Genomic DNA, 23,847 nt, shown 5'->3' with positions numbered 1-23,847 from the left:
GGCGAGAGAGCAGTCGATGAAAGCCATTCGAGAGATATTCCTCAAGCTTGTAGATGAGATAAAGAGAGGAGAGGAGCCTACTCTGGTCATCAAGAAGAGGACGCTCTCCAACACGATCTACGATCCGAAGAGGAAGCTGCTTCTGCTGGGAAATCAGAAGCTGGTGAGGAAGCTCTTCGATGAGTCAGAAGCGAGGACCTTCATGCAGACGGTGCTGATGGCAAGGATCATATATGAAGCTCTCAAGAACAATGAGTACCCGACCATAAGAGACCTCTTCTACCGCGGCAAGCACACTCTGCCCTACGCATCTCCCAGAGACAGGTTCAAGAACACGTGGGAGGAGCAGAAGGAGAGCGATGCTGTGCTCAGAGACGTCGAGGTCCTCACCAACAAGCTGAGAGAGGAGATGCTGATACTGAGCAAGGAGAAGGGCAAGGTGGTTGGGGACATGAGGCTGAGGAGCGGCAACGACGTCATAGATCTGAGCAAGATGGGGCACGGGGCATATGCCATCGAGTCAACCCCAGACCTCATCGAGTTCGTCGACTACCAGGCCGAGTACGTGCTCGTGGTTGAGAAGGACGCAGTCTTCCAGCAGCTGCACAGGTACGGCTTCTGGAGGAAGAACAAGGTCATCCTGGTGACCAGCGCCGGCCAGCCGGACAGAGCAACAAGGAGGTTTGTGAGGAGGCTTAACGAGGAGCTCAAGCTCCCCGTCTACATTTTGGCCGACAGCGACCCATACGGGTTCTACATATACAGCGTCTTCAAGATAGGATCGATAACCCTGAGCTACGAGAGCGAGAGGCTCGCAACTCCCAGGGCAAGGTTCCTCGGAGTAACGATGAGCGACGTCTTTGGCGACGACGTGCCCCTCAGCGAGATATACCTCTCTCCAGAGGAGGCAAGAGGCGGGAGCGCAGAGAAGCTGAGGAGAGAGAAGAAGGAGAGGTTCCTGCGCGCCTTGAAGGAGTTCGGCTACAAGGGCAAGCTGGACAAGGAGCCCTTCATGACAAGCGAGGAGAGGAAGAACTTCATCATAAGGGCCAAGGAGCAGGACCTCGAGAGGGCCGTTGAGCTGGTTGGGGACAGGGTCTACAGAGCATTCGCCGGAGAGCAGCTGAAGACCACGAGGAGCGGAAGGAAGAGTGTCAAGAGGTCTCCCGGCTACCAGTGGTTCCAGGACCCGAAGTGGATAAAGGAAATAGGGATATTCTTCCTCACCCACAGCAAGCTCGAGATCGAGGCCATGTCGAGCAAGGGGCTGAAGTTCCTGGCAGACGAGTACATCCCCAGGAAGATAGAGAGCAGGGACTGGCTGGACTGAGAGGATCCTCAGTCCTCCCTCTTCAGCACGGTGTGGAAAGTGTTCTTCCTGCATGTGCGGCAGTAGTGGTAGATCCTCCCCATCTCTGCTAGATTGAAGCTGACTTCCAGGTACCACTCCGTCCCGCACTCATTGCACTTGAGGAGCCATCTCGTCACTTCTTTTCACCTCTCGTTGCCTGCAGAATGAGCTCCGCAGCTTTCAGGAAGGCCCTCGCGGCCTCATTCCCCATGAGGTCCTCCGCCTCATATGGATTGCCGAACTCCGATAGAGGCGTCGATAGAAGAGGGTCGTAGGGGATCCTCGCGATCACCTTTCCTCCCAAGATCTCCTCCACCCTCTGCCCTCCCTCGCCCATTATCTTCGCTTCTTCTCCATTGGGGCACTTCACGTAGCTGAAGTTCTCGACGATCCCGAGGAGGGGTATCCTCTTTATCTTCAGGAACGTCACAGCCCTCTTCACAACGTTAATGGAAGCATCTGATGGAGATGTAACGACCACGGCACCGCTGAGCTTCGTGGCATATTCTGTTATGCTCTGTATCTCATCTCCTGTCCCCGGAGGAGTGTCCATGAGGAGTATTTCCGCGCCCCCCCAGTCAACGGATGCGAGCATGTCTCTGATGAACTTCATCTTGAGCGGCCCCCTCCATATGACTGGGAGGTCCTTGTTGGCGAGGAAGTAGCTTATGCTGACAACCTTAACTCCCATTGGGCCTTCGACGGGATATATGGTCTCTCCCTCTGCCCTCAGCTGGGCATCTTCGATGCCTAGATATATAGGTATGCTCGGGCCGTGTATGTCGCCGTCGAGGATGGCTACTTTCCCCGCATAGCCGAGCCTTGAGAATGCAAGGGTCAGGTTGGCGGTTGTTATGCTCTTACCAACGCCTCCCTTCCCGCTCAGGACGACTATCTTCAGCGGAATGGCTGAGGTCTTCCTCAGCGCCTTAGCCTTCATTTCCGCCTCCTTTCTCATCATTTCAGCATAATTGGAACCCAAACTCAGCAGCACCTCCTGTGAGTTCAGAAGGATGGGGGCATGGGCTTGGAGCGCTTCATCTCAGCGGAGATCTGCCTTCCGAGACGAGCTTCGCTTGAACTTGAAGCGAGGGCTCGTCTTTCACGAAGCAGCCCGGCCCCGATCTCCACGCCTCCGCCCAGCCCGATCCTTCCCATAACATTTTTCACTTCTCGAAGCTCACCAGATGCAGATGATCTTCAGGTATGCAAAGAATCAACTTATCGCTTATATTTTTTCTTAGTTTCAGCCACTCTGCCTTGCTTATTCTCAGCCTCACAGCAGTGCCGTTTAAATCCGCTACCACCACAACATCTGTGAGCTCATCGCAGTAGATGCCTACTCGGGCCTCTATGGCGTTGCCGTCAACGCAGGCATCCCCACTTCTCGAATCGAAAACGCCGAAGAATCCTGGGTTCGGCCTAAGATGCAGCTGCCTCCCTTCCAGGCACTCCTCGTGCCTCGGTTAAACCTCACCAACGCAGTCTTCCCGTTCAGCTCTATCAGAGTCTCGCTGCCAATGAGGTATTTTTCAATGCGAGCTGAAATCTTGATGAATTCGAATAGATCCAGCATGTACTGACTTGAGGCAGCTCTCTCCTCGTTGAGCTAAATCGAGCCAGCAAATAAAAACTTGTCAGTGCAAATTAGAATAAAAGGTTCCGATGAAGAGGATCCTAAATGCAGATGATTGCGAGATGAAGAGAAACCCACGCAATGAGGACCTCTACACCTTCCTGAGAGAGAGGCTCGAGGAGCTTCCCTGGCTCTTCAAAGTTCTGGACTCCGTAACTGACTGTGAGCTGGAGGGGGGCGAAGTGCTTCTGATTGTAGATAGGGAGACGGGGAGAGGCATTGAGGTAGTCGCGAGGCCAGATCCCGAGGCCCAAGGATTTGTTCCAGTAGCCTGGAAGAAGCTTCAGGTTCTGAGCGCCGATGAGGACTGGGAGAGCCTTCCCAGAGCGCTCGCTGGATGCGAGGACAGCAGGATACTCAGGCAGGGAGACCTCGTCCTCATTGAGTGCGGAGCTCCCCAGCTCTCCCCCGAAGAGGCTGTTGAAACCATGAAGAAGTTCGGAGACCCGGAGGTGCTCTGCTTCTATGGATGGGAGGAGTGATGTTCCAAGAAGGCTCTCAGTGAAGGGGTGGCTGAGCAGCGAGGAGTTCAGCGAGCTGCTCAAGTTCAGCGACTACAGGGGGGCTAGGCCCGACGGGTCCAGGGAGTTCGTGATCAACCTGAAGAAGGCAAGGAGCAACGGGATCAGCATTGATAGCGTGAGGGAATCTATAAGCAGGCTGGAGAGGAGCGGAAAGCTTTCCGCAGCTGATTCCGAGCCTCCCAGCAGTTCAGCGGAGAAGATGAGGGCATCCCTCCTTCTGGAAGGAGACAGGATAGTGCTAAGGCCCAACTTCTTCCTCAAGGGACTTCTTGGGAAGCCATCGGAGTACCTAAGCTACGACAAGGCGTTGAAGGGCTACATAGTTCCCCCCGCGAAGCTCTTCGAGGTCGTTGAGAAGCTCGCCTCTCTCGGCGTTGAGGTGGAGGACAGGACGAGCATATCGAAGAGCCTCCCACTCAGCTTCAGAGTTGAGCTGAAGGCGGAGCTGAGGGACTACCAGGAAGAGGCCCTGAATAAGTGGATCGAGAACGGAAGGAAGGGGATAATAGCGCTCCCGACGGGATCCGGGAAGACGGTGATCGGGATAGCTGCCATAGCCAAGGTTCAGGAGAGGACGCTCATAATAACCTACACGAAGGAGCAGCTGAACCAGTGGATAGAGATGATACTCAACTACACCAACATCCCAAAGTCTATGGTATCCCCCTTCTACAGCGAGGAGAAGAAGCTCGCTCCAATAACCGTCTCCACATACCAGACCGCCTTCAGGTACATAAGGGAGCTCTCCTTCAGGTACAGCTTCCTCATAGTCGATGAGGTCCACCACCTCCCTGCCGATAAGTTCAGGACGATCGCTCTTGGAATGTACTCCCCAGTCAGGATGGGGCTGAGCGCAACTGTGATAAGGGAGGACGGGAGGCATGTGGATCTCTTCCCCCTGATGGGAGGGATAGTCTACTACAAGACCCCGCAGGAGATGGTTGATAAAGGGTACCTGGCTCCCTACGAGACATTCATCATCAGGGTGAGGCTCACTGATGAGGAGAGGGCGAAGTACGAGAGGCTCAAGGAATCGTACAAGAACATAACAAAGGGGATACCGTTCAAGGAAGTCCTGGCGAGGGCCCAGAAGGGGAACCCCATCATGGCCAGGGCCCTCAAGATACACAACGAGATGCTCCAGATATACCAGAAGGCGAAGGAGAAGGAGAAGGTTGTGATCAACCTCGTGAAGAAGGAGCTGGAGGCCGGCTCCAAAATACTTGTTTTCACCCAGTACGTTGATCAGGCGGAGGAGCTTGGGAAGATGCTCGGTGCCAAGGTTTTGACAGGATCCACTGATTCCAAGGAGAGGAAGAAGATACTGGAAGAGTTCAGGGAGGCCAAGTCGGGAGTCCTCGTCCTCACTACTGTTGGGGATGAGGGACTGGACATCCCAGATGTGAACGTGGGTATCATAGTTGCGGGCACGGGGAGCAGGAGGCAGTTCGTCCAGAGGCTGGGGAGGCTGCTCAGGCCTAGGCCGGGAAAGGTTGCGAAGCTCTACGAGCTGGTCACCAGCGGGACTGCCGAGGAGGCACAGATGAGGAAGAGGAAGAAGCTCAGCCTCGACATGTTTGGAGCTGGAGAGAAGGAAGGAGGCAAGTGAAGGCTCTCCTCGTTCTATCGCTCGCGCTAAGCGGGGACCTCCCCGCTCTGGCCCACGAGCCTGAAGCCGCAGAACGGGCAGAACTTGGAGCCGGGAGGTATCCTCCTCCCGCAGTTCGGGCAGAAGTTGAAGCCCCCAGCTTCAAGTGCTCCCATTTTCTCGGTTCCTCTCTGCTCGGAAGACGACGAGAACTTCTCTCTGTACTCCCTCTTGAGGTCGTCCTTGACGAGGTGCATGTAAATCTGGGTGACCTTAATGTCCGAGTGTCCCAGTATCCTCTGGAGGGCTGGGAGGCTCATCCCCCTCCTCACTGCTACAGTTGCGAAGGTATGCCTGAGAACATGGGGCCTCACCTTCCCCACATCAATTCCAGCGCGCTTCGCAAGACTCTTCAGCCTCTTGTAGAGGCCGTTGTAGGAGAGCTCAACAAGCCTTCTGCCCCCTTCCCCTCCAAGGAGCTCCACCCTCTTCCTCACAGCTTCGCTCGAAATCTCCCCAAGGAAAACAGTCCTCTCCTTCCCGTACTTCGCGTTCCTCACAGTTATCTCCCCCTTCTGGGGGTCCACATCATCTACGGTTATGGAGAGGAGCTCGTTGGCCCTCAGCCCAGTCTCGAAGAGAAGGGAAACTATGAGGAGATCGGTGAGGTCGCGGCAGGAAGAGAGCAGCTTTTCCACCTCCTCCTCGCTCAACGCCGAGATCTCCGAGCCGCTAGGCCTCTTGACGACCGGGACTGCTTCCCTTGGAAATCCAAGCCAGCTGAGCCACCTCCTCACGAAGAGCGAGTAGTAGTGCATCGTGACCTGGATCCTCCTCTTCTTCACTGCGTCCCTCCCAGCAGACTTCAGCCTCGAATTTATCCACGCTACCACGAGGGAAGGATTCACTTCACTGACCTTTGAGGCTCCTGATGACTCTATGAAGTCCTGTATTGCGGCCCTGTAGCTCTGGACAGTCTTCTCGGTGGACCCTGAGGCCCTGAGCAGGTTCAGGAAGAACTCCATAGCTGTCCTCAGATCTCCTTGCTTTATCTGCTCAGGAGGAGGGGCTAGCAACTCAGCATCTCCTGCAGAGAGTATCATGTCGGGCTGAGTTTTAAAAGAAGACACCAGGTCATTCCTATCTAGGTCAGTGGAGAGCAGAGAGACGGAAAAGCTTTAAAGGGAGATCGGGTTAAAAACAGAAATTGGGGGTTGAGGAGGCTGGGGAGATCCCCCGCGACCGGGGTTCGAATCCCCGCCCGGCTACCATTGCTTTCACTTCTCCCCAGCCCTTTCTTCTCTCTCTTCGAACTTCATGTTGAAGAGCCTGTACAGCTTCTTGGCCCTGGCTTCCCCTATTCCTTCTACAGCCATGAGCTGCTCTATGCTCGAGGACACTACAGCCCTCAGCGTTCCGAAAGCAGTGAGAAGCTTCCTGGCAGTCTCATAACCAGCGATAACCGCCAGGGAGTTCAGAATCCTCTCGCTCTCTGTTGCCGCCTTCCTCCTGACGTATGGGAGGAACTTCCCCTCCCCCCTCCCTTCCTCCTTCAAAGCCCTTACCTTAGCAGCCATCCATCTGGCGGTCATCTGCGGATCCCTCGTGTAGATGACCGGTATCCTGAACTCTATAGCGATCTCGTCGATGGCCCTGACAACTGCTGTTGGAGAGATCTCCCTCTCTTCCAGAACCTCCCAGAGATCCCCCTCTATTAGGAAGACTGCCGTCAGCTCACCCTCCCTCGAGGCAGAGGAGAGGGCTCTGGCCTGGCTCCAGAGCCGCGAGTCCAGTATGCTGTTTATGAAGTCCTCTGCCCTCTTTCTCTCCACGAGGATCCCCTGAGGTCCCGAACCAAAGGGGATGAAGTAGTCTCCGGCCTCGAGCTTGCTTACTGCGACCCTCATTCCAAGCTTCCTGAGCTCCCTCACTACTGCATCAGAGCGGGATTCCTCGTTGGAATCCACGACGATATCAGCAGGAAAGAGCATGCTGTTTCCGCCGATCATAGTTGTTTGGAGTGGAAAATGTGGGATATAATCGTTTCCGGGTCTCTTGGAAGGAACCTAACAGGAGAACTACTTTTCGAGGTACTTCCTCTCGATGTAAGTTATGGCTACAGTCAGGATACCAGCGACTCCTATTCCCACAATCAATATCTCCAGGAATCCTGAGTCGAATATTGCGGCTCTCAGTATGTCCAGGTTCGTTCCGCCTTTGAAAGTAGAGAGGGAGTCCCCCAGCCTCATGAAGGCGAATATGAAGATCAGGGTGAGGATCATCCCGACTATGTCTCTCCAGACCCTGATGCTCCTGTTTATCAGCTTGACTATCCCCTTTCCGACCAGGATGGAGAAGGCGCTCAGCCCGAAGATGGGGGAGGAGTTCTCTATCGCTGTGCCAATGGAGGCGATGGTCTGAGAGGAGTAGATCGTGTAGGAGAAGAGGACTATGCCAGCCACCAGGAATATAGTTGCTACAGTCGATGAGACAAACATTATGGGACTGCTGGCCCAGTACTCGTATATTTTTCCTTCGAGGTTGAACCCTCTGACAATCATGGCGCCTCCCAGGATAACTCCAACCACGAAGGTGGCGTACTGCAGGTAGCCGAAGAAGCTCAGCACCACCAGAGAAAGCAGGATTATTCCGGGAACGCCGAGGAATATCCTGGAGAACCGCGGCTCGAATATGGCTTTCTTCAGGTACTTCCCCAGGAGTATGTAAGTCTCTTCGACCCCCCTCATCTGCTCCACGACTACCCTCCTCACCGAGACTATTGGGAGGACGGACTGTATTATGGGGATGACGAGCTCATCCTCCGTCCCGTCGCTCACCACAACGGCGCCGTCAGCCCCGATCTCCCTCTTCAATCTCTCCACATCTTCCCTTATCCTCAGGTCCCCCTTCACTGGATCCCTCTCGTCCCCTGCTACGAGGGCTATTTCAGCTTCAACGCCCTCCTCCTTCAGCTTATCGAGGAGCTGGATCCCCGCGAACATCACGTTCAGGTCGCTGTCCTCTGGGGACTTCTCCGCGAACTCCACAGCAGCCTTCAGGACGTTTTCTCTCCCGACGATGGGAGCTCTGAAGCCTGTCTCCCTCTCTATGTCGTCGTCTCTGTCCACCACAAGGACCAGCAGTTTCCTCCCTGTCAATTCCCCACTCCTCCTGGAGAAGAAGCCTCCCCGCATTCATGGAATACTTTGACTGTGGTTCAGTTAAATTTTTTCCTCTTCATTTCAATACCCTGCCTGTCTCCATGTACCACAAGTAGAGGTCGAGCGAGTCCAGGCCGATCCCCAGCTCCCTCGCGATGCCCTCGAGGATCCTCTCTATATCAAGGTACCTCCTCTTTGTCAGGCTCCTCGGCTTCTCGTATACACCGTACCTCGAGAGGAGGTCGAGGATGTGGAAGTCTATTATAGCAATGTCCGAATGTCCGGTGTTCCTCAGGAAGTGGCTGGCCTCCTTCATTCCTATTCCATATACGTTTTTCACAAGCCACTCTCTCTTTTCCTTTCCCGAGCCCTCCTTCTTCACGATTCTGCATATTTCGCTGAAGAGGGGCCTGTTCCTCACGATGTACTCGGCCCTCTTCTCGGGATACCTGTGCCCCATCCTCCTCAGAATTCTCTCGAGCTCTTCCTGAGGGAGCTTCAGGAACCCCTCCCCCACAGCCTTCTGGATGGAGATGCCCTTCTCAGCCGAGAAGTTAGCAGTGAGTATGCAGAAGGACAGCTCAGAGAATATCTCCGCGCAGCTCCCCTCCTCCCTGAGCCTCTTGAACTCGCTCAGCCTCGACTGCACCAAAGCCCTGACATCCTCTCTCTGCATGACCGACTTCAGATCTTCAACGAGCCTCGAGCTCAACGAGGTCCACCTGCCACCAGCTTCTGCTGCAGAGAATTTCAGCAGCACAGCTCCATGAGCTGCACTGCTGCTCCAGGATTTATAAAGAGCAGCTCTAGGAAAAGAAAGGTTTTTTAAAAAAAATCAGGTTAGGACTATACCTCCATCAACGACGATCGTTGATCCCGTCATGTAGGAGGACTCCTCTGATGCTAGCAAGGCAACAACGTTCGCTATTTCGCTGGGGTCGGCGAAGCGCCCGAGAACTATCCTCTGGGAGTTGAGCTTCTCGAACTGCTCATAGGTCATGTTGAGGTTCCTTGCAGCCCTTTCAACCATAGGAGTCTTCACCCAGCCGGGAGCCACGGCGTTGACTCTTATTCCGTACTTCCCGAGCTCCAGCGCAGCCAGCTGGGTGAGCATAATGACTCCGGCCTTGGAGAGGCTGTAGGGAAGAGCTCCAGCCAGCGGCTTCAGGCCAGCAACTGAAGCAATGTTCACAATCGAGCCTCCCTTCCTCTTGATCATGAGGGGGGCGAAGTGCTTTATCATGAGCCAAACTCCCTTCAGGTTTATGTTCATGACTCTGTCGTAGTTCTCGGAGGTCGTCTCAAGTATAGAAGCGCTGGGAGGCTCTATTCCAGCGTTGTTCACTAGAATGTCCAGGCCTCCGAACTTCTCGGAGACCTGCTTCGCTGCTCTCTCTACATCCGCTTCGCTGGATACATCAACTTTGTAGAACTCTGCCCTCCCCCCGCGGGATCGGATCATCTCTACGGTTTCCTGCCCTCCCTTTTCGTTCACATCAAAGACCAGAACTGTGGAGCCGAGAGAGGAGAGCTTGAGGGAAATGGCCCTTCCAATCCCGCTGCTTCCTCCGGTCACAATTGATATTTTTCCATTCAGATCCATAGAAGTCGCCCTACTTACTTATTAAGAAGCGCTTTCTTAAATACATTTCACTTATATGCAGCTTTCTGCGCAGCGAACAGAGCAAAAAGCTCCTGCAGAAGCTCTTTCAGTTCTGGAGGAACGCATTAACAATATAAACCTCGTCAGGAAAATTAATTTGCTGAACAGAGGAAGGGATCGGACATGCCCAGCCACGGTTCGCTAACAAAAGCCGGTAAGGTCAGGAACCAGACTCCAAAAATAGAGCCGAAGGGGAGGAAGAACAAGCCCCCCAAAGTGAGGAACAGGATCGAGTATTTCGTCAGAGTTGTGAAGCCTACTATGAAGGCGGCTTCACCGTCCTCCAGATGAAAGCAGAGGGCGCGTGAAACGCATTTGAGCTGCAGCATATCCTGGAGGAAGATCGCCAGAGCCCTTTCTGTTGCTTCCATTGCTACGTTTGCTGGGTTCTTCGGCCTCCTGCTCTCCGTCATCTTGATAAAGGCCATCTTCATCCTCCTTCCCTCCCCCAGCTTGGCTGTTGCTGTTCTCCGCTTCGCCCTCTCCGGTGCAGTCATACTGCTCTGGCTCTACCTCTGGTGGAAGAGCGCAGTCTACATGAGGAACAGGATTCTTTCGAAGAGCCTCGCGAAGGCTTCAGAAGATTGATCGAGGGAGAATCGGCCGGGATGATGACAGCGGGGGATGCCTTCAGAATAAGCTGAATCAGTGTGGAAAATGGTAGCCCCTGACCGGAATCAGGAGGCGGAAAATCCCGAGAAATCTTCCTTTTTTCGCCTTTCGTAAGGCTGCAGCTCAGAGAGAAATCAGACGTTGAGATAGTAGTAGAACTCTGCGGGAGTTATGAAGGAGCTCAGCCTCCTCAGCTCCTCCCTCTTGACCTCTATGTACTTCTCTATGGCAGATTCAGAGAAGGCGGGGAGGAGGAAGCCGTGGTCTGCCTCGAGCTCGTCAAGGGCCTCGCCGAGGGAGGAGGGGAGCTTGGCTATCCCGAGCTGCTCCACCCTCTCTGCAGGAAGCTTGTATATGTTCTCATCCACTGGATCCCCCGGATCTATTTTCCTCCTTATTCCGTCCATCCCAGCGAGCAGAACAGCTGATGATGCGAGGTAGGGATTTGCGGAGGGATCGGGGGGCCTGTACTCCACCCTCTTCGAGCTCGAGGAGTTCTTGTGGTAGGATGGGATCCTCACGGCCGCGCTCCTGTTCCCCCTGCTCCATGCAAGGAATATTGGGGCCTCGTAGCCCGGGAGTAGCCTCTTGTAGCTGTTGACAGTGGGGGAGACGATCGCTGAGAGGGCCCTGCCGTGCTCGAGGAGGCCCCCTATGAAGTACCTGGCAGTCTGGCTTATCCTTGCATATTCATCGCCCTCATCGTAGAAGAGGTTCCTCCCCCCATCCCACAGGCTGACGTGTATGTGCATTCCGCTCCCGTTGTCTCCGTAGATGGGCTTCGGCATGAAAGTTATGACCTTGCTGTGCTTCTTCGCTACAAGCTTCGAGACGTACTTCACGAGCTGAACTCTGTCTCCGAGCACTGGAGGAGAGGAGGACTCGAAGTTTATCTCACCCTGCCCTGATGCCCCGACCTCGTGGTGGTGGGCTTCAACTTCTATGCCGAAGCTCCCCTCCAGCACCTCCGCTATCTCCTTCCTCACAGCAAATGAATCATCGAAGGGAGGCGGTGCGTAGTATCCTCCCTTCGGAGGGAGGGAGTAGTTCCTCCTCCTCTCGAATCCTCCAGAGTCTGCCCTTATCCTGTAGCCAGAGGATGTGCTGGAGAGCGAGACCCGCACGTCGTCGAATATGTAGAACTCGAGCTCCGCCCCTACTAGGGGGGTGTAGCCCTCAGCATTGAGGATGCTTACCGTCTTCTCGGCTATGAACCTGGGATCCTTCTCCAGCCTCTCCTTCCCGAACATGTCGAATATTGCGGCGAATGCATCACCAGTCCCCTCGAAGAAGGGGTCTTCCCTGAAGGTTTCAGGTATGATCTTCACCACCAGATCGCTCTCGAATATCTCCTTGAAGCCAGGAACGCTGCTCCCGTCGAGCTTTCCGAAGCCCTCTTTCAGTGTCCTCTCGCTGAGCTGGTTGGAAGAAATAGTAACCTGGTGAAGCTGCCCTATCAGATCGGTGAGGAAGAGGTTTATCCACCTTATCTTCTTCTGCTTTACCTCCTCAACGAAGCTTTCGCTCATGCTCCAAACCCTTTTAATGATCTGTCTAATAAGGCATCAACAAATAAAAGATTTTTGCGCCAAATGAGAAAAAATTTTCATAAATTTTGTTGAAATGCTGTATCTTTTTCAATCTTTTTTCACAGGCACCGGCTCCCCCTAAAATATATTCGCGGCATGCACCGAGAATACATGAGTGGAGCATCTGCAGGGGAAAGCGTGCTTAAAATGGAGGAGCGCTTGAGGGCAATAATGAAAAAGCTCTCCGAGGACCTCGGGGAGGAAATCGTTGAGAGGCACAGGGAGGAGATAGCTGAGAGCAGGGAGCTCGCCGAGCTGCTGAGGAGGTGCTCTTCCTGCCAGGATCCCTCTGAGCTCACGAGGCTCAGGGAGTACAGGGATCTCCTCAAGAGGCTCAAGAGGATCATGTACTACGAGAGGAGGAGGTTCAGCGGAGAAAGAGGAGAAGTAAGCACTGAGGAGAGGGGGGAGAGGATCGGGGAGATCGCTGCCTTCATCATGAAGCTTCTGGAGCAGATGGGAGGAAGGAGCGTCCTCGACATAGGGTGCGGAGAGTTTCCCAAGTTCCTCCTACCGAAGCTGCCGAAAGGAACCCTCTACATAGCTGTAGATTCGAGGAAGAAGATAGTAGAGAATCTCAGCTCCCTCAGAGCAGAGGGGATAAGTTTCTTCCCGGTCCTCGCTGACGCAGCTGAGACGGACTTCGAGGCCCTCCTAAAAAGCTTCGGGGTATCTGAGGTCGATCTTGCTTTGCTCCTCAGGACGCTGAGGGTCCTCCAGAGGACGAAGAGGGTGAACGCTGTCGATTTCATAGAATCGATACCATCGAGGGCCTTCCTGATAAGCGAGCCCTTGAAAAGCTTGGTGAAGGGGGGATCCACAGAGAGGAGGGAGAAAAGGTTCCTCTCATCCCTCGCGAGGGAGCTGGAGGAGAGAGGGGTTTTCGCCTACCACGAGCTGTTCCAGATCGGAGATGAGCTCTTCCTCCTCCTCAAATAGCGCAGGATTCAGAAAATGAGGCTTATGGTGGGGCGGAAAGGTATCGGCTTCCTCCTCGAAACGTGATCTGCAGCCTCCTCATCATCTTCGCTCAGTATCCTCACCCTGCACCCCACCTCTCTCTCGATTGCCGAAGAGAGCCCCCTCAGCAGCCCGAGCTCATCGAGCTCCCCCTCCGCCAGTCGATTCCTAAGATCCTCAGGAAGGCTCTGGTAGAACTCGTAGAGGTACCTCGCAGCCTCCTGCGGCTTTGTCCCGAGATTTGCCTTCCCTACTTCCCTCATTAGCTCCTTCATCTGCGCCCCCTCTCTGAGGGAGGAGAAAATCTCGGAGACAGCCCTTCCCTTGCTCTTCGAGGCGACGACTACAACGACTTCTTTTGGCTCCCTCTTCAGCGCTCCCTTGATGCTCTCCACATCCTCTTTTATCCTCTCGATGACCGCGAAAGCTATCTCCTCCTCCGGGTGGCTGCTGAACCTGCTCGGGTCGGGCCACTCCTCGAGAACCACAGAGCCCTGCTTCCCTGCTCTGTGCCAGAGCTCTTCAGCGAAGGCTGGGGTGATGGGGACCATCATCTTTATCCACTCCTCCGCCATCCTCCTCAGCAGCTCCCAGTTCGGCGATGCCTTCAAAGACATGTACTTCCTTATGTCCTGCTCTATCAGGAAGTAGATCCCTATGGAGGCATCCCTGAACTGGTAATTCTCCATGCTCTCAGTTATCGATGATATCCTCCTCCTGAAGACGCTCTCGAGCCACCTCTCCTCGCTCCCAACCTCAGTGCTTCCAGACCTGCTGCTGAATATCTGCTCTGCAAGCTCCATTATCCTGCGCAGCCTCTCGTGGATGACAGGTATGAGATCCCTGCTGTAGTTCGCGTCGTTCCCTATCTCCGCTGAGTAGGCAAGGGCGAGCCTGAGGGAGTTGGGCCCGACCTCCCTCATTGCTTTGAAGAGGGGGATGAAGTTCCCGAGGCTCTTGCTCATCTTCTCCCCCTCAACCATTATGTGGCCGTTCACGACTATCCTCCTAGGCCACAGCTCCTCAGGGAAAATGGCGACGTGGTTGAAGATCATGAAGGTGAGGTGGTTTGGGATGAGGTCCTTTCCGCTGTGCCTGTTGTCGAGCGGGTACCAGTACAGGAACTCCTCCCTCATCCCCTCGAGCTCCTCTGCGCTCACTCCCAGAAATTCAGCCAGTTTCCCCGGATCCCCCTTGCCAAGAAGCACGTAGTCCCAGAAGGCCTCTGTGAGCTTTTCTGAAGGGATGCCGAGCTTCCTTATCCTGTGGATCATCGTGTAGAATGCCATGTAAATTGTTGAGTCGCTGAGGCTCTCTATTATCCACTTCTCGTCCCAGGGCAGGGGAGTACCCATCCCCCTGCTCCTAGCGCATGCCCTCTTCTTGAGCCACTCCACAACGCTCTCGAACCAGCCCCTGTACTCTGGAGGAACTATTTCCATCCTGCTCAAGGCTTTTCTCACTTCGGCCTTCCACTCCTCGTTCTCGTAGTCTATGAACCACTGGTTCTCCAGTATCTTCACAACTATTTCGTTCCCGCACCTGCAGTAGACGGGGCCGTTCGCTATCTCGTAGAAGGAGTCAGCCTCTCCTCTCTCCTTCAGGAACTTCACCAGCGCTTCCCTTGCTTCCTTAACGCTCCTTCCAGCTATGCTGCTCGCGAACTCCTTTGCTTCCTTCCCCTCAGCCAGCTCAACTATCGAAGCATCCATGACGCCCTCGCTGAACTCCTTCAGGTAGATCTCCTTAGTAGCTCTATCGAGTAGGTCCCTCTGCTCCGTGCTTTTTATTCCGAGGAGCTTCACCTCATCCTCCGCTGGGAATTCTCCGAAGCCCTCGAGGGAGATCACCTTCACAGGGCGGATCCTCCTGGCCTCCTCCGAGAGCTCTCCCCCTCCCTCTGCTGCTTCCTTCAGGGCAACGTAGTCGTATGGGGCGTGGGCTGGGACGCTCATCACAACCCCCGTTCCGAAGCCCTCGTCCACGAAGGAGGCGGGGAGAACAGGGATCTTCCTCCCAGTCACTGGGTTCACCGCATGCTTCCCCACAAGGTCCTTTCCCTTGAAGCGAGAAGCAGGAGGCTCAACGTTCTTCTTCTGGAAGGAGATCTTCCTGTATGCTTTCTCAGAGAGCACCACCATCTTGCCTTCTATTCTCGCCGCTACGTAGCTCGCCTCTGGGTTCACCCAGATGTTCACTGCTCCAAAAACAGTCTCCGGCCTGAGGGTCGCAGCGGGGAAAACGAGGTTTTCCTCCGATGGGAAGAATATGAGCGTGAGCTCCTGTATCTCGGGCTCCACGTCCCCCTTCGTGTCGTGCATCCCAACGGGCATCTGGTGAACTGGGCACCACCCGACAGGATGCGTTCCCCTCACTATGTAGTTCCTCTCCCTGAGCTTCTGGAACTGCCACCTTATGAATGACCTGTACTCCTCGTCTACGGTTGTGAACTTCCTCCTCCAGTCGATGGAGAGGAGGTAATCTCTCATGTCCTTCTCCGCCCTTCCCTTGAAGTACCTCGCAAGATCGAGGGGCGTCTTTATCTTCTCTATATCCTCGCTGCTTACCTCGTACAGCTCCCTGTACTCCCTGAGGAGGACCTCATCTCTGTTGAGGAGGGCTTCGGTTGCCGTGAGTATCGGCGTCCCGGTGAAGTGGAAACCCATGGGGAAGAGGACGTTGAAGCCCCTCATCCTCTTGTACCTCGCAACTATGTCCGGGATCAGGTACGTCCTCCCGTGCCCGAGGTGGAGGGGGCCGTTGGTGTATGGATATGCAGCTGTCAGGAAGAACTTCTTCTTCCCCTTCTCAGGATTGCTCTGGTTGATCCCCTTTTCTTCCCAGAACTCTGACCACTTCCTCGAAATCGAGATGTCGAATTCGCTGAAGCTCTCCAGCTTAGCTCACCACGCTGATTTATCAAACAATAAGGAAGGAGAAATGAACAATTTAAATGTTTCAAATGAGCTCTCCATCCTCTTATCGCTCAGCGGAAGGAAATAACGCATGCCAGCTCATCAAGCTCGGCCGAACAGTATTGTATATATTCCAATAGCGATGAATTATATCTTGAACATCGAAAATAAGGCGGCAGAAGGATAGCATGATCACAGGAAAGGTAAGCAACGAAGTCGCCTCCGAGAAGGCTGAGCTCGAATGCTGTTTACCGATGCCTTCGAGAGGGAGGAAGAAAAGAGCTGAGAGGTGAGAAGCTACGGGGGAAGAAAGCGGGCCTCTTCCGAGGAAGGTCCTCTCAATATACGTGGTGGACACGAGCGCATTCACAGATCCGAGGCTGAAGGCTTTCTTCGGCTCCGAGAGCCTTGAGGCCACGATCAAGGGGATCTCTTCTCTCTTCGCTGAGTTGCGCTTCAGGCTCGATCTCCAGTTCTACACGACTCCCTCGATGGCCGGGGAAATGAGGAAGTACCTCTTCTCAAATGGAGTCTCCCTCGAATCCCTCAACGACCTCTTCTCCTGGATAATCGTGAAGGCTCCCGACATGCTCGCAACGAAGATCCCGGCAATAATTATGAGCGAGTACATATCTTCTGTAAGGGTGAGGACCTACAGGGGCCTCAGGCTCATTGAAGATCTCGTAAAGAAGGCGCTGAGGGCTGGAGCATCGGGAGGCAGGGGGGAGGAGGCGCAGGCCCAGCTCATACACGAGGCGAGGGAGAAGTTCAGGGAGATAATGAGGAAGGGTATAGTGGACAGCCCAGAGGACTTCGATGCAGTGATCCTGGCATACGAGCTCAAGGGAACCCTCGTTACCAACGATGAGGGCATCAGGAGGATGGCCGAGAAGATGGGAGTCATCGCTGTTGACCCTCCATCCTTTTTCGAGGGCCTGAAGAGGCTAAAGCTCATGCTCTACAGGAGCAGCGGAGAAGGAAAATAATTTATTTATTGGTTAGAAAAAAGAAGAAAAGGAGCTTGGGCATGATGATACGATGGTATACTGAGCTGGAGAGTAATGAAGAGAAATCCCCTGACTGACCGGAAGGAGAGATGAAATGATAACTTACAAGCTTCTGGCGAAGGCCCTGAACATAACCGAGATAAGGGCCAGGAGGCTCCTCAAGTCCAAGAGCCTCAGGAGGTCTTCCTACGGGGACCTCGAGTACCTCGTTTTCAAGAGGGACATCGGCCCATATCCTGAGGGGACAGCTGTAATCTTCCACAACGAAGATATTCCAAGGGTCGTTCCGGGGTATCCCCAGATATCGAGGATCCTCCTCCTCAAAACCGCTGTCCCCCAGCACTTCAAGGACCAAGTAGTTGTCGAGGAGAAGCTGAACGGCTACAACGTGAGGGTAGTAAGCTATGCGGGGAAGCTCCTTGCTCTCACGAGGGGGGGATACATATGCCCCTACACAACCCATAGGGTGGAGAGGATATTCGCTGAGAGAGGGATAGAGGACATCGAAGGATACACCACCGTTGCTGAGGTCGTGGGGCTTGAGAACCCCTACACGAGGTTCAGGTACCCCGAGTGCGAAGGCTTCTGCTTCTACGTCATCGATGTCATGAAGGACGGGTCCTACCTCCCCATCGACTCGAAGAAGAAGTTCTGCAGCGATTTCGGGCTGGACTGCGTGAGGGAGCTGGGCAGGTTCAGCAAGGATGAGACAGAGGAGATAATGAATATAGTCAAGAAGATGGAGTCGGAGAACAGGGAGGGCATAGTCCTCAAGGATCCCCAGAACAGGGTTCCTCCCCTCAAGTACACCACCTCAGCCACCAACATCGGGGACATTGCGGAGGGGATGAAGTACATGTTCGACGAGGGGAAGACCTACATATTTCCCAGGATCCTCAGGGAGGTCTTCAAGAACTTCGAGGAGCAGCCTGGCGAGGAGGTTTTGAGGGAGAGGATGAGGAGGCTCGGAGAAGCCCTCCTCCTCGAGCCCCTCGAAGCAGCCAAGAAGGTTGCATCTGGAGAGGCAGTAGCTGAGGAGTTCACCCTCAAGTTCTACTCCGAATCGGTAATAGACGAGTTCCTAAACTTCATGCAGAAGCAGGGCATACTGCTCAACATAAAGAACATGGAAAGGGAGAACGGAGAGATAACGATATGGTTCATGAAGCCTAAGAGGACCAACCTGGAGTTCAGGAACATAATGAGCTCCGGCCTCTCTCCCCTCGACTGAAGGTCTTTCCTTTGCTAAAGCATGTCGGAAAGCTGAAAAAATCAGAGCGCGATTTTCCTTTTTTCAGAGCAATTTTTTTGTTTAAAAAAGAAGAGAAAAGATAATATATTCTCAGAAATCAAAGACTCACGTGGCTGTTCCCCGGCAAACGAGGACATTGCTGGAGGGGAGCAGACTTCCCGAAATGCTTTCGAGAAAAGGTGATGGGATGTGGTCTCAAAGATCCCTATTTCTAAGCCCATAATAGGAGATGAGGAGGTTGAAGCAGTAGTCAGGGTTCTGAGGTCCGGCATGCTCACTAGGGGGGCCGAGACAGAGAGCTTCGAGAAGGAGTTCGCCTCATACATAGGGACGAAGTACGCAGTGAGCGTGATGAACGGCACAGTTGCTCTCGAAGCCTCCCTCAAAGCACTAGGAGTGAGGAGCGGGGACGAGGTCATAGTCCCTGACTTCACGTTCATTGCCACTGCAAGCGCAGTTGTCAATGTGGGAGCGAGGCCCGTCTTCGCTGACATCGATGAGAGGACATACTGCATAGACCCGGAATCGGTCAACGAGCTCATAACCGGGAGGACGAGAGCAATAATACCGGTCCACCTCTTCGGGCACCCAGCAGATATGAAGGCGATAAACGAGATAGCCGAGGACAGGAGGTTGCTCGTCCTAGAGGACTCGGCGCAGGCGCACGGGGCGGAGATCGATGGTGTGAAGGTAGGATCTCTAGGGCACGCTTCAGCCTTCAGCCTTTATGCTACGAAGAACATGATGACCGGGGAGGGAGGGATGGTTACAACAAGCATCGAGAGCGTCTACGAGCTCCTGCTTAAGCTGAGGAAGCACGGGGAGGCCAAGAGGTACGTGAGCGACATGATAGGAAGCAACCTCTTCATGACAGAGATGCAGGCAGCCATCGGAAGGGTTCAGCTCAGGAAGCTCGACAGGTGGAACGAGATCAGGAGGAGCAACGCGAAGTTCTACATCGAAAAGCTCTCGAGAGTCAAGGAGATAGTCCTCCCAACTGAGCTCCCTGGCTACAAGCACGTCTTCCACCAATTCGTTATAAGAGTGCCCTCCGAGCTGAGGGACAAGCTGGTGGAGCACCTCAGCAGCAGGGGGATAGGGGTTGCGATCCACTACCCATACCCGGTTCACGACCACCCCGCATACAGGGCTCTCGGCTATCCTGAGAGCATCAACCCCGTCTCGAAGCAGGTCTCGAGGGAAGTCCTCAGCATCCCCGTCCACCCGCTCCTGACCAGGGAGGACCTCGAATACGTAGCTGCATCGATACTGGAGTTCTTCAACCAGGGCGCCTGAGGAGGAATGCTTTGGACTTCTCACCGCTCGCGGAGCTCTTCAGGGAAGAAGTTATCCCCACTTCCTCTTCTCCAAAGCTGAAGAGGCCGAGGGCCCCCTTCTACCTCGAGGCCTGGTGCCCCTGGATGAGAGCTAAGACCCCCAGCGCTTCTTACCTGTACTCACCGCACAAAGCTGAAAAGCTTTCTCCAGAGTTCTCGAGCAGGCTCATCGCTTCAATAAGGAAAGAGCTGGGGAAAGCTGGCTTTTACCACAGCTTCCTCGTCAGGAAGCTCTGGAGCTTCTCGTGGAAAAAGATCGCATCGATGAGCGGGAACCCCGAGCTCCCCTCTTCTGATCTCGAGGGGGGCTCCGAGGAGGAGGAGCTGGACGCTGAGGTCCTAGTCATTGCTGGAGAGGGGAGCGCTGTCAGCTTCGCCAACGCTTCAGCTGAGCTCTCGAAGGGTAAAATAATCATGATCCCCACCCGCCCCCTGAAAGATCTGGAGAGGGAGGCTGGAGAGAGCTTAGCTGGAGAAGTCGAGGTGCTGGATTCCTCCTATCTGGGAATGTTTGAGGATGGAGCGTATGCGCTGAGCAGGGAGAGGAGGAAGATCTACAGGCTGAAGGCCGGGAAGCTCGCCTTCTCCACTGGGATGAGGGACGCCTTCCCGATATTTGAGAACAACGACCTCCCAGGAATAGTGAGCTCGCAGCTCGCCCTGAGGCTTATGGGGGAGCACTCTGCCTTAAGGAATGTGAAGAAAATCGCTGTCCTCGTTGGGGATGAGAGAGGGCTCGAGACAGCGAAGGAGCTCTCGAGGATGAGGGAGGTGATCCCCATCGCAGTTGGAAGCTTCGCAGGAAGCGATGCTGCTAGAGAAGCAGGGGCAGTTCCAGCGCAGGAGATAGAGGCAAAGGGGTATCCGAAGCTGGAGGGCATAGAGGTGAGGTCCCCAGGATCTGAGGGCTTTGAGGCGGAGCTGCTGGCTTCAGCCCTCAGGGCTGTTCCCGAGATAGAGCCCCTTCTCCAGCTGGGATCCCCGATCACGTTCTCCCGCAGGATAGCAGCTGTAACGGCAGCAACAGATGAGGCAATGAGGATCGAGGGCTCGAAGTCGGTGTTCTTCTTCGGCGAAGCTTCGGGAACTCCGAGGGAGCTCGCCAAGGAGGAAGCTGAGCTTGCGGCAAAGCTAATGGCTGGGAGAAACCTTTCAAGCGAAGATGAAAGGAGGCTCAAAGAGATAAGGGACTCGAAGCAGCTCCAGGATCCAGGGGAAGTCATTGTGGAAAATCCTCCACTCTTCCTCCTCGCGAGGAGCGCAGGGGGCATGAAGTTCGTCTGTCCCTGCCAAGACGTAACCCTCGAGGACCTGCTGAGAGCTTACGACATGGGCTACAGGGATCTCGAGAGGCTGAAGAGGTTCACAGCGCTTGGGACAGGGAGCTGCCAGGGGAGGATCTGCAGGTTCTCCGCAGCTCTTCTGCTCTCCTACTTCAGGAGGGTTTCCCTTGGTTCCCTCGGCAGCTTCAGGCAGAGACCTCCCCTCGAGCCTGTTGAAGCAGCATTCCTCTCCTAGGTGATCCCCGTGGAGTGCAGGACAGCTGTAGTCGGGGGAGGCGTAGCAGGTCTTTCTCTAGCTATGAACTTGGCCCTCCTCCAGGGGAAGGGAGAAGATATATGCGTCTTCGAGGCGAGGCATCTTGGGTACGGATCCTCCCTCAGGAATGCGGGGAGGTACAGAGTGCACTTCGGGGACGAGAGGAACCTGGAGTTCGCCATTGAGTCGGCGAAGTACCTGAGAGAGCTGAGCAGGATAACGGGGATGAACACCCTCTTCACGAGATCTGGATACCTCTGGATAGCTTCGGACGAGGCATCCTACAGAGTGCTCAGGGAGTCCAACGCCCTCTTCTCCAGGTGGAAGGTGCCCCTCGAGGAGATGCCTCCGGAAGAGCTCTACAGGAGGTTTCCTTTCCTGAGGAGGAGGGAGGAAATCATCGCAGGGTTCTTCGGGAAGGAAGATGGGTCCATACACCCCGATGCAGTTATCTTCGGCCTGGAGAGGAAGTCCAGGAAGCTGGGGGTGAAGATATTCGAGCGCTCCCCCGTCGAAGGAATAGAGATCGAGGGAGGAAAGGTTGCTTACCTCTCGGTCTCCGGTTCCAAAGTGAAGGCGGAGAGAGCCGTTCTCGCGAACGGGGCTTGGCTGGGGGAGCTCTCGGAAAAGCTGGGCCTCGGGATACCTATTGAGCCGGTTAGGAAGGAGATAGCTGTTACCGAGGCCTACGCCTTCAGGATAGTGCCTTTCGTCGTCGACTCCTCCCTCCACATGTACTTCTCGCAGACTCTGAAGGGGGAGATAATAGGATCTACGGCGCTTGGGACAGAGCCCAAGGGAACAGTGGATCTGGGAAACACCTTCGCCTGGATGAGGAGCTTCGCCCGCAGGCTCTCCAAAGCTCTCGTCGGCGGATCCCTTGTAAGGATAATGAGGGTTTGGAGCGGCTACTATGAAATGACCCCGGACAGGTCTCACATCATTGGCAGATCTGAGGAATGGCCAGAAGGCCTCTATGCTCTAGGAGGCTTCAGCGGCCACGGCTTCATGCTCGGTCCACTTTCCGGAAAGCTGCTGGCAGAGCACCTCCACACGGGAAAGGTCAGCAGGCTCATGGCTCCCTACTCTCCTGACAGGTTCAGGGAAGGAAAAGAGCTGAGGGAGACCTTCGTCATAGGATGAGGCTCGAGCCTATCGATGAGAGAGTAGGAAGCTGAGAGCCGAGCTGATAATCCAACTAATCGATCGCTGTGGCACCGATAGCGGTGTGAGCAGGCTTCTCAATGCAGCAGCTCAGTGAGCAATTTTAGTGATCATGGCTTATCTCATCGATGATCTGACTTGCTTTTCCAGCTGTATCGCTGAACTTGCTGAGCATCTCCTTATCGTAAGTTATCAATCTGGAGCCTGTAGCTCTTGCTAAAGCTACGTATACCGCATCATAAACGGTTATGCCGTGGCTGAAGGCTTCCTCGATAGCTTTATCTAAAACCTCTAGGTCGCTCACAACCTCTAGACGAAGGCTTTTCAGCGCTTCAACTGCATTTATGACATCCGTCGAGTTTAATCCTTCAACATATCTCAGAGCGTTTGCCAGCTCAATGAAAAGTAGCGAAGGAACATATATGGTGAGTCGGCCATTTAAATAGAGATCTCTAATCCTTCGCATCTCTCTGGACTCTTCCTCCTCAACAAACCATTTGGCGACAGCACTTGCATCAAGGACGAGCCTCGTCTTCACCTGCGATCCCTGTATTCCCTGATTACTTCGGCTAGAGGCTTCTCGGGCTTTGCTTTGCGGGAGATCTCGTCCATAACCTTCAGAGCCCACTCGACTTCTTCTTCGCGAACCTTCTCCTCTATTGCTCTCCGAATAACATCGCTCCAATTCACATTTCTAAATCTATCCATTCTTTCCTTAAGTTCTCTAGGAATCCTGACAGTAATCTTGACCGACATGGTAGCATCAAATAATATATGTCTTGTCAAAACTTATAAGTCTTATTTTGTGAGTACATAAATTGACCATACCTAAAGATGCCGGCCAGAAGAGAGCATAAACTTTGAAGATAGTCTGCTTAGGAGCCTGCTATTAACAATCCAAAACAATTGTTTCCCTCACGCATCTGATTTGTTAGTACCTTCAATTGATGTGCAGTTTATACCTTCAATACTGCAGAGCATTCACATCCATAGAATATAGAATTGAAGTGTTTGTAGCAGCCGTTTCCTGTCTGCGGCCTTTTAGGTCTCCGTAGGCGGTTCATCACGGTTTCCCCTAGCCCCCTCCCCACGGACAGCCGTGGGTCTCGGAAGCTAGGGGTCATCACAATATCTATAATGCTTCAGAGCTTATAAGTTATAAGTTTATTAGGTATACTCCATCAGCATATTTAATAGAACTAAAAGCAAGAAGAGCATTAATAAACCTACAAAAATCTTAAAAGACCTGCTAACCAGAAACCGCACCAAAACCCTGCGTTGAATGTTACTTGATAAAGTTGAGTCATCAGAGAATCCGACCTCCTCTCTGCCCTGAAGGGAACCTTTCCCCTTTAGAGCGGGATGAGGTCAGCTTTGTTCGAAACATTAAGGCACGGTTAAGGTTAACGGCATAGGGAGCAACCATGCTTTTGCCGCAGTCATAGGCCCGCTCACAGAAGTCCTCATAATGATAACGCTGGTCAGCGTCGCTTTGAGGCTCAGGAAAGCTCTGTACAGGAGCTGATTTTTTGCTCTATCAGCTCTATAC

24 protein-coding genes are annotated in these 23,847 nt (G+C 54.0%); 11 read left to right on the top strand and 13 right to left on the bottom strand.

Annotated features, from left to right (window positions below; genetic code table 11):
• Positions 1-16 precede the first annotated feature (16 nt).
• Positions 17-1,330: a DNA topoisomerase IV subunit A gene (locus tag ACLGLO_RS01255; protein WP_492129101.1), complete on the top strand. Its 1,314-nt coding sequence runs from the start codon at positions 17-19 to the stop codon at positions 1,328-1,330.
• A gap of 8 nt (positions 1,331-1,338) precedes the next feature.
• Here ACLGLO_RS01255 and ACLGLO_RS01250 read toward each other — a convergent pair whose 3' ends face one another.
• The 4 genes from ACLGLO_RS01250 to ACLGLO_RS01235 are packed head-to-tail and all read right to left on the bottom strand — an operon-like array spanning position 1,339 to position 2,661.
• Entirely contained in the window at positions 1,339-1,488 is a 150-nt protein-coding gene (locus ACLGLO_RS01250) for a hypothetical protein (protein WP_492128602.1), read from the bottom strand.
• The gene (locus tag ACLGLO_RS01245) at positions 1,485-2,333 is read right to left on the bottom strand and encodes a P-loop NTPase (protein WP_492128601.1); all 849 of its coding nucleotides are present in this window, start codon (positions 2,331-2,333) and stop codon (positions 1,485-1,487) included. The genes ACLGLO_RS01250 and ACLGLO_RS01245 overlap by 4 nt, the downstream gene beginning before the upstream one ends.
• Positions 2,334-2,356: 23 nt before the next feature.
• Positions 2,357-2,509 (bottom strand): hypothetical protein, encoded by a 153-nt coding sequence (locus ACLGLO_RS01240; protein WP_492128600.1) that lies wholly within the window; start codon positions 2,507-2,509, stop codon positions 2,357-2,359.
• Positions 2,510-2,517: 8 nt separating this feature from the next.
• Positions 2,518-2,661 carry a hypothetical protein gene (locus tag ACLGLO_RS01235; RefSeq protein ID WP_492128599.1) on the bottom strand — a complete coding sequence of 48 codons (144 nt, stop codon included), beginning with the start codon at positions 2,659-2,661 and terminating at the stop codon, positions 2,518-2,520.
• Between the two features lie 388 nt (positions 2,662-3,049).
• Here ACLGLO_RS01235 and ACLGLO_RS01230 point away from each other — a divergent pair, with 388 nt between their 5' ends.
• Positions 3,050-3,469: a hypothetical protein gene (locus ACLGLO_RS01230; protein WP_492128598.1), complete on the top strand. Its 420-nt coding sequence runs from the start codon at positions 3,050-3,052 to the stop codon at positions 3,467-3,469.
• Positions 3,453-5,120 carry a DEAD/DEAH box helicase gene (locus tag ACLGLO_RS01225; RefSeq protein WP_492128597.1) on the top strand — a complete coding sequence of 556 codons (1,668 nt, stop codon included), beginning with the start codon at positions 3,453-3,455 and terminating at the stop codon, positions 5,118-5,120. Before ACLGLO_RS01230 ends, ACLGLO_RS01225 begins: the two co-directional genes overlap by 17 nt.
• Positions 5,121-5,146: 26 nt before the next feature.
• Here ACLGLO_RS01225 and ACLGLO_RS01220 read toward each other — a convergent pair whose 3' ends face one another.
• The 5 genes from ACLGLO_RS01220 to ACLGLO_RS01200 form a co-directional block, all read right to left on the bottom strand.
• On the bottom strand, positions 5,147-6,229 hold the full coding sequence (locus ACLGLO_RS01220) for a site-specific integrase (RefSeq protein ID WP_492128596.1): 1,083 nt from the start codon (positions 6,227-6,229) through the stop codon (positions 5,147-5,149).
• Between the two features lie 147 nt (positions 6,230-6,376).
• Positions 6,377-7,108, bottom strand: a complete 732-nt coding sequence (locus tag ACLGLO_RS01215; protein ID WP_492128595.1) for an ERCC4 domain-containing protein — start codon at positions 7,106-7,108, stop codon at positions 6,377-6,379.
• Between the two features lie 69 nt (positions 7,109-7,177).
• Entirely contained in the window at positions 7,178-8,257 is a 1,080-nt protein-coding gene (locus tag ACLGLO_RS01210; RefSeq protein WP_492128594.1) for a DUF373 family protein, read from the bottom strand.
• A 79-nt stretch (positions 8,258-8,336) separates the two neighbouring features.
• Complete coding sequence (locus tag ACLGLO_RS01205) at positions 8,337-8,972, bottom strand: N-glycosylase/DNA lyase (RefSeq protein WP_492128593.1); 636 nt, start codon at positions 8,970-8,972, stop codon at positions 8,337-8,339.
• Between the two features lie 123 nt (positions 8,973-9,095).
• Entirely contained in the window at positions 9,096-9,863 is a 768-nt protein-coding gene (locus tag ACLGLO_RS01200; RefSeq protein WP_492128592.1) for an SDR family NAD(P)-dependent oxidoreductase, read from the bottom strand.
• 183 nt (positions 9,864-10,046) lie between these two features.
• Here ACLGLO_RS01200 and ACLGLO_RS01195 point away from each other — a divergent pair, with 183 nt between their 5' ends.
• Together ACLGLO_RS01195 and ACLGLO_RS01190 are read left to right on the top strand one after the other, a co-directional pair.
• Positions 10,047-10,214: a 30S ribosomal protein S30e gene (locus tag ACLGLO_RS01195; RefSeq protein ID WP_492128591.1), complete on the top strand. Its 168-nt coding sequence runs from the start codon at positions 10,047-10,049 to the stop codon at positions 10,212-10,214.
• Positions 10,215-10,238: 24 nt separating this feature from the next.
• Complete coding sequence (locus ACLGLO_RS01190; RefSeq protein ID WP_492128590.1) at positions 10,239-10,511, top strand: hypothetical protein; 273 nt, start codon at positions 10,239-10,241, stop codon at positions 10,509-10,511.
• Between the two features lie 158 nt (positions 10,512-10,669).
• Here the strand turns inward: ACLGLO_RS01190 and glnA are convergent, their stop codons facing one another.
• Positions 10,670-12,064, bottom strand: coding sequence for a type I glutamate--ammonia ligase (gene glnA / locus ACLGLO_RS01185; RefSeq protein ID WP_492128589.1), 1,395 nt, complete (start codon positions 12,062-12,064; stop codon positions 10,670-10,672).
• Positions 12,065-12,271: 207 nt separating this feature from the next.
• Between glnA and ACLGLO_RS01180 the strand changes: the two genes are divergently transcribed.
• Positions 12,272-13,063, top strand: coding sequence for a class I SAM-dependent methyltransferase (locus tag ACLGLO_RS01180; protein ID WP_492128588.1), 792 nt, complete (start codon positions 12,272-12,274; stop codon positions 13,061-13,063).
• 8 nt (positions 13,064-13,071) lie between these two features.
• On the opposite strand, the gene leuS is transcribed toward ACLGLO_RS01180, so the two are convergent.
• Entirely contained in the window at positions 13,072-15,912 is a 2,841-nt protein-coding gene (gene leuS / locus ACLGLO_RS01175; protein WP_492129100.1) for a leucine--tRNA ligase, read from the bottom strand.
• A 434-nt stretch (positions 15,913-16,346) separates the two neighbouring features.
• Between leuS and ACLGLO_RS01170 the strand changes: the two genes are divergently transcribed.
• The 5 genes from ACLGLO_RS01170 (at position 16,347) to ACLGLO_RS01150 (ending at position 22,277) form a co-directional block, all read left to right on the top strand.
• Positions 16,347-16,985 carry an RNA ligase partner protein gene (locus tag ACLGLO_RS01170; RefSeq protein WP_492128587.1) on the top strand — a complete coding sequence of 213 codons (639 nt, stop codon included), beginning with the start codon at positions 16,347-16,349 and terminating at the stop codon, positions 16,983-16,985.
• A 115-nt stretch (positions 16,986-17,100) separates the two neighbouring features.
• Positions 17,101-18,237 carry an RNA ligase gene (locus tag ACLGLO_RS01165; protein WP_492128586.1) on the top strand — a complete coding sequence of 379 codons (1,137 nt, stop codon included), beginning with the start codon at positions 17,101-17,103 and terminating at the stop codon, positions 18,235-18,237.
• Between the two features lie 210 nt (positions 18,238-18,447).
• A complete protein-coding gene (locus ACLGLO_RS01160) occupies positions 18,448-19,554 on the top strand; it encodes a DegT/DnrJ/EryC1/StrS family aminotransferase (RefSeq protein WP_492128585.1) in 1,107 nt (368 codons plus the stop codon).
• 11 nt (positions 19,555-19,565) lie between these two features.
• Positions 19,566-21,113 (top strand): (2Fe-2S)-binding protein, encoded by a 1,548-nt coding sequence (locus ACLGLO_RS01155; RefSeq protein WP_492128584.1) that lies wholly within the window; start codon positions 19,566-19,568, stop codon positions 21,111-21,113.
• Between the two features lie 9 nt (positions 21,114-21,122).
• Positions 21,123-22,277 carry an NAD(P)/FAD-dependent oxidoreductase gene (locus tag ACLGLO_RS01150; RefSeq protein ID WP_492128583.1) on the top strand — a complete coding sequence of 385 codons (1,155 nt, stop codon included), beginning with the start codon at positions 21,123-21,125 and terminating at the stop codon, positions 22,275-22,277.
• Positions 22,278-22,401: 124 nt separating this feature from the next.
• Here ACLGLO_RS01150 and ACLGLO_RS01145 read toward each other — a convergent pair whose 3' ends face one another.
• Positions 22,402-22,836 (bottom strand): type II toxin-antitoxin system VapC family toxin, encoded by a 435-nt coding sequence (locus ACLGLO_RS01145; protein WP_492128582.1) that lies wholly within the window; start codon positions 22,834-22,836, stop codon positions 22,402-22,404.
• Positions 22,833-23,054 (bottom strand): VapB-type antitoxin, encoded by a 222-nt coding sequence (locus tag ACLGLO_RS01140; protein ID WP_492128581.1) that lies wholly within the window; start codon positions 23,052-23,054, stop codon positions 22,833-22,835. Before ACLGLO_RS01140 ends, ACLGLO_RS01145 begins: the two co-directional genes overlap by 4 nt.
• Positions 23,055-23,847: the final 793 nt, after the last annotated feature.

The sequence above is a fragment of the Fervidicoccus sp. SLHALR4 genome, from assembly GCF_058692745.1.
This window is presented reverse-complemented; position numbering and strand designations above follow the sequence as displayed.

Bases quoted from the DNA above. Each gene is read 5' to 3' on its own strand.
- ACLGLO_RS01225 (WP_492128597.1), top strand. From the start codon at position 3,453: ATGGATGGGAGGAGTGATGTTCCAAGAAGGCTCTCAGTGAAGGGGTGG.
- ACLGLO_RS01200 (WP_492128592.1), bottom strand. From the start codon at position 9,863: ATGGATCTGAATGGAAAAATATCAATTGTGACCGGAGGAAGCAGCGGG.
- ACLGLO_RS01180 (WP_492128588.1), top strand. From the start codon at position 12,272: ATGGAGGAGCGCTTGAGGGCAATAATGAAAAAGCTCTCCGAGGACCTC.
- ACLGLO_RS01165 (WP_492128586.1), top strand. From the start codon at position 17,101: ATGATAACTTACAAGCTTCTGGCGAAGGCCCTGAACATAACCGAGATA.
- ACLGLO_RS01195 (WP_492128591.1), top strand. From the start codon at position 10,047: ATGCCCAGCCACGGTTCGCTAACAAAAGCCGGTAAGGTCAGGAACCAG.
- ACLGLO_RS01140 (WP_492128581.1), bottom strand. From the start codon at position 23,054: ATGTCGGTCAAGATTACTGTCAGGATTCCTAGAGAACTTAAGGAAAGA.
- ACLGLO_RS01240 (WP_492128600.1), bottom strand. From the start codon at position 2,509: ATGGGAAGGATCGGGCTGGGCGGAGGCGTGGAGATCGGGGCCGGGCTG.
- ACLGLO_RS01215 (WP_492128595.1), bottom strand. From the start codon at position 7,108: ATGATCGGCGGAAACAGCATGCTCTTTCCTGCTGATATCGTCGTGGAT.
- ACLGLO_RS01230 (WP_492128598.1), top strand. From the start codon at position 3,050: ATGAAGAGAAACCCACGCAATGAGGACCTCTACACCTTCCTGAGAGAG.
- glnA (WP_492128589.1), bottom strand. From the start codon at position 12,064: ATGAGCGAAAGCTTCGTTGAGGAGGTAAAGCAGAAGAAGATAAGGTGG.
- ACLGLO_RS01255 (WP_492129101.1), top strand. From the start codon at position 17: ATGAAAGCCATTCGAGAGATATTCCTCAAGCTTGTAGATGAGATAAAG.